The sequence below is a fragment of the Streptomyces sp. SID4985 genome (genome assembly GCF_009863025.1).
GTDB lineage: Bacteria > Actinomycetota > Actinomycetes > Streptomycetales > Streptomycetaceae > Streptomyces.
The window spans coordinates 1-3231 of sequence record NZ_WWIR01000726.1 but is presented as its reverse complement, the minus strand read 5'-3'; the positions used below and the strand labels follow the sequence as shown (position 1 = coordinate 3231).

At 74.9% G+C, this 3231-nt stretch carries 3 protein-coding genes and 1 pseudogene; 1 reads left to right on the top strand and 3 read right to left on the bottom strand.

All coding sequences use genetic code 11. The features are described from left to right. Positions 1-288: pseudogene (locus GTW40_RS32430) on the bottom strand (alpha-(1-2)-phosphatidylinositol mannosyltransferase); the annotation flags it as partial. Between the two features lie 95 nt (positions 289-383). On the opposite strand from GTW40_RS32430, the gene GTW40_RS32425 reads away from it, so the two are divergent. Next, positions 384-1688, top strand: a complete 1305-nt coding sequence (locus GTW40_RS32425) for a glycosyltransferase family 87 protein (protein ID WP_237525890.1) — start codon at positions 384-386, stop codon at positions 1686-1688. Here the strand turns inward: GTW40_RS32425 and GTW40_RS32420 are convergent. Both GTW40_RS32420 and GTW40_RS32415 read right to left on the bottom strand, forming a co-directional pair. Then, positions 1685-2836, bottom strand: a complete 1152-nt coding sequence (locus GTW40_RS32420; protein ID WP_161183704.1) for a hypothetical protein — start codon at positions 2834-2836, stop codon at positions 1685-1687. The two genes, GTW40_RS32425 and GTW40_RS32420, sit on opposite strands and share 4 nt — an antisense overlap. A 73-nt stretch (positions 2837-2909) precedes the next feature. After that, on the bottom strand, positions 2910-3231 hold a 322-nt coding region (locus tag GTW40_RS32415), incomplete at its 5' end, for a C40 family peptidase (RefSeq protein ID WP_161183703.1).

Sequence of the window (3231 nt, the reverse complement as noted above, 5' to 3'; positions counted from 1 at the left end):
CGCCCCGAACCACACCGAGGTACAGCCGTGCTCCCGCAGCAGCCCCACCGCCCGCCGGGTCGCCCCCGGAGTGGGCAGCAGCATGGTCGTACGGTCGCGTACGACGGTGAAGGGCTGCTCGGCGTCGAAGGCGGCCGTGGCCTCGGCGCCCTCCCGGCCGCGCTTCCAGGTGGAGGCGTAGACGACAATGTCCTCGGGGTCCAGTCGCAGCGCCATGTTGTGCAGGAACGCCTGGATGCCGCCGGGGCGGGGCGGGAAGTCGTTGGTCACGATCAGGGTCTTGTGCATCGCCGCCGACATTACCGGGCCGCCCGGACCCGTTCGCCCGGCCGGGTTCCGGTCCCGGCGGAGTCTGTGGCAGGGGTACAGCCGTAAAGGACATCATGAGTCTTCCGACGCGCGTCACGCGCGCCATGCGCACGGCCCGCAACCGACCGGCAGGGGATCACGTGGACACCAAGGGCGCCCGGCTCCTCCCGGCGGCGGCACCGGCGGTCCTGTGGGCGGCGACCCGCGCCCTGCTGTTGCTGTGCGTGTTCAAGGTCTACGTCTTCCCGGGCCCGGACGTCACCTCGGACGTGTCGGTGATCTACCGGGGCTGGTACGAGGTCCTGCGTCAAGGAACGTTTCCCCTGGACGACGTGACCTGGCAGTACCCGCCCGCCGCCGCGCTCGCGATCCTCTCCCCCGCGCTGCTGCCCTTCCTGGACTACCCGTCCGCCTTCTACGTCCTGGCCTGCGCCGCCGACCTCGTGGTGCTCGGCATGCTGTGGCGCACGGGAGGGCGGCCGGGGCGCTCCCGGCGCGGCCTGTGGGCCTGGACCGCCGGCGTCCCGCTGCTCGGCCCCACGGTCTACGCCCGCTACGACCTGATGGTGACCGCCGTCGCCGTGGCCGCGCTGCTGACGGCCGCCCGGCATCCCCGAGTCATGGGCGCGCTGACCGCCCTCGGCGCGATGGTGAAGGTGTGGCCCGCGCTGCTGCTCGCGGGCTCCTTCCGGCGCCGTACCTGGGGCTCGGCGGCGGTCACCGCGGCCGGGCTCGCGGCGCTGTTCGCGGTGTCGATGCCGGGCGCGTTCGCCTTCCTGACCTTCCAGCGGGACCGGGGCACGGAGGTGGAGTCGCTGGGGGCGCTGGTCTTCCATGTGGCCCGGCAGTTCGGCTGGGAGGGCCAGGTGCTGCTGAACTACGGCTCGATCGAGTTCCTCGGCCCGTACGTCGACGTGGTGAGCACGGCCGCGCTGGTGCTGACCGGGGCCGCGTTCGGCTGGCTGGTGATCTGGCGGCTGCGGGTGACCCGCAGGGGCCCGGCCACGCTCGCGGAGGCCGCGTTCACGGCGGTGCTGCTGTTCACCGTCACCAGCCGCGTCATCAGCCCGCAGTACCTGGTCTGGCTGATCGGGCTGGCCGCCGTCTGTCTGACGTACCGTTCCTCCCGCATGGGCTCCCCGGCCGTCCTGGTCCTCGCGGCCTCCCTGGTGACGGTCCTGGAGTTCCCGCTCGGCTTCATCCACGTGGTGACCAGCGACTGGTACGGCGTCACACTGATGTTCGTCCGCAACGGGCTGCTGGTCGCCGCAGGCGTCTGCGCGTGCCGTCGGCTGTGGCGCTCCACGGTGCCCCCGGCGCCCGTCGCACCGGTCCCGCCGCAGTCCGCCCCGGCCGACGAGGCGCCGGTCAGCTCCTAGGTCAGCTGCTCGCGGGTGTAGCGGCGCCACTGCGCGGTGAACGCGGCGGGTGTGGTGCCGAGCACCCGCTTCAGGGCCTCCTCGACCGCGCCCGCGCGCCGTCCGTGGGCGCCTACGGCGCGGTAGAAGGCGCGCAGCCGGGGCTCGCCCCAGCGGTCGGCGATCATCCGGCAGGCCAGCCAGCCCGACTCGTAGGACTGGGCGAGCCGGGTGGGGTCGCTGGTGAAGCCGAAGTCCCGGTCGGCGGGGAGCGCGTCCGGGGTGTGCCCTTCGCGTACGGCGCGGGCGAGTTCGGGGGCGATCTCGGCGGGGGTGCGACCGGTGCCGAGGTAGCCGGTCCAGTCGGCGCAGCCCTCGGAGAGCCAGAGCGGGGTGGCCGGGGTGGTGGCGGCGCGGGTGGCGACATGGGTGGTCTCGTGGGTGAGCACGACCTGCTTGCCGAGATCGCCGAGCGCCCCGTACGCCTCCGGGTTGACGATCACCCGGTCCGCCGGGGTGTCCTCGGCGGTGCCGGTCTCGGCGGTGGTGACGGCGGCGATCCCCCGGTACTCGGAGGCGGGCGAGCCGAGCAGCGCCGCCATGCCGTCCAGGGTGGGCGGTACGACGACCACGACCCGGCGCGCCCAGCCGGTGCCCCAGGCCCCGGTGACGGCCGGTACGGCGCGGTCCGCGAGCCGGGCGTACCCGCGCAGCTCGGCGGTGCCCGCCCCGGTGCCGAGCACCAGGCTGTGGGCGCCCCGGACGACGGTGACGGTGCCCTCGTCCCACAGCTGGCGTCCGGCGGAGCGGGCGGGGGCGTCGGCGGTGACGTACCAGCCGCCGTCGGCGGCGCGGCCGAGGGTGAGGGTGCGGCGGGTGACGGCGGGGGCGGTGTCGTAGCCCGCGATGCGGTAGCGCAGTTCGGCGTCGGCCGCGGCTCCGGTGCCGGTGCGGTGCACGGCGGTGACCTTGTAGGTCCAGGAGGCCAGCGGGAGGGCGCGCAGGCGGGGGTAGGCGGTGCGGGTACCGGTCGCGGCCCAGCCGTGCTCGTCGTGGCCGAGCAGGGCGGTGGCGCGGCGGTCCAGGAGGCGCTGCACCTGGGCCTTGGCGGTGTCTCCGGGGGTGGGCGTGCCACAGGCGGCGAGCGGCAGACAGAGCGCCGCCGCCATGACGCTCCACACCCGTGCCCGGCCAGCCATCGTCCGATCGTAGAGGGCGTGGCGGGTGCGGAGCACCGCGGGCTCAGGGCCGGGTCACCCAGGAGACGGGCATCATGCCGACCGGGTCGAAGCGCACGGCGGCGCCGGGGTGCGGGGCGTGGACGACCTGGCCGTGGCCGACGTACATCGCGACATGGCTGGCGTCGGAGCGGTAGAAGACCAGGTCGCCGGGGCGGGCCTCGGCGAGGGAGACGCGGCGGCCCGCGAAGCGCTGTTCCTGGGAGGTGCGCGGGAGCTGGATGCCCGCGTGGGCGTAGGCCCACTGCATGAGGCCCGAGCAGTCGAAGGCGGAGGGGCCGCTCGCGCCCCACACGTACGGGCGGCCGAGGACGGAGCGGGCGGCG